This is a genomic window from Haliea sp. E1-2-M8, assembly GCF_030649675.1.
Taxonomy (GTDB): Bacteria; Pseudomonadota; Gammaproteobacteria; order Pseudomonadales; family Halieaceae; genus Haliea.
Genome location: NZ_JAUTDR010000071.1, coordinates 1 through 1,357, shown reverse-complemented (window position 1 = coordinate 1,357; position 1,357 = coordinate 1). Strand labels below are relative to the sequence as shown.

At 58.9% G+C, this 1,357-nt stretch carries 1 protein-coding gene; it reads left to right on the top strand.

The annotated features are described in order from the left end of the window. The first annotated feature begins 64 nt into the window (after window positions 1–64). Window positions 65–1,153, top strand: coding sequence for an IS5 family transposase (locus Q6D67_RS21560; protein ID WP_304707897.1), 1,089 nt, complete (start codon window positions 65–67; stop codon window positions 1,151–1,153). Window positions 1,154–1,357: the final 204 nt, after the last annotated feature.

Here is a 1,357-nt window from a genome sequence, read left to right as displayed (position 1 = left end):
CAGGTTGCTGAAAAACTCCCTCGAATGAGGGAAAATAGCGCAATCGCAGGTTGGAGGCCAAACAATGCGCGGTGATTACCAGGAAGGCGGTGACTTGTTCAGTTATGTGTCGCTGGAGCAGCGCATTCCGAAGCGCCACCCGATCCGCAAGATGCGCAAGCTGGTCGATGAGGCATTGACCAATCTGGACTCCATTTTTAATGAGATCTACGCAGACTGCGGACGCCCCTCCATCCCGCCTGAGCGTCTGATCCGCGCTTCCTTGCTGCAGGTGTTCTACTCGATTCGCAGTGAGCGGCAGTTGATGGAGCAACTGGACTACAACCTCATGTTCCGCTGGTTCGTGGGCTTGAGCGTTGACGAACCCGTGTGGAACCCCTCGACATTTTCCAAGAATCGGGACCGGCTGGCGCAGGCCGACATCGGGCGCCGCCTGTTCGAGGAAATCGTCGAGATGGCCCGTCGGCGTAGCCTCACGTCCAACGACCATTTCAGCGTCGATGGCACGTTGATCGCAGCCTGGGCGTCTCACAAGAGTGTACGCCGCAAGGATGGCTCGGACGATGACAATCCTGACGGCGTCGGTCGCAATGCGGGCCGCAACTTCCACGGCGAGAAGCGAAGCAACAAGACACATGCCTCGCGCACGGATCCCGAGGCCCTGCTCGCCTCCAAGGGCCAGGGTATGGGGGCGCGCCCCAGCTACACCGGACATACCCTGATGGAGAATCGCAATGGCCTGCTGGTCAATGCTGATCTCACCTTGGCCACCGGCACTGCCGAGCGCGATGCTGCAATCGACATGGCGGCGGCACTGAAAAGCGGGGCGACCCTGGGAGCTGACAAGGGGTACGACACACGGGAGTTTGTCGACGTGTTGAGATTCCTGGATGTTACCCCGCACGTTGCCCAAAACCTGAAGCGTGCAGGCGGGTCTGCGATTGACGGTAGAACGACCCGTCATGCGGGCTACGAAATCAGCCAACGGGTGCGCAAACGGGTGGAGGAACCTTTTGGCTGGGCCAAGCAGATCGGCGGGCTCAGACAGACAAAGTTCAGAGGTCTGACTCGGGTAAGACAGGATTTCCTGAGGGTGATGGCTGCCTACAATCTCATACGTATCAGAAATCTGCTGCCCGAGGCGGCGTGGTGAGGGGATACGGGGAATCGATAGCACCCATGAGCGGCTTATGGAGGCGACAGAGGCCATGAATGACCCTGCCACAACGGAAATCGGCCCCGAATCCTCAATCCGGCGAGGTTGCCACGAATCCGGCTCGCCGTTAACCAAACTTGGGACATGGAGCGACGAGGAAGTTGAGTGCGTCAAAATCATGCCTTTTTCAGCAGCCTGCTA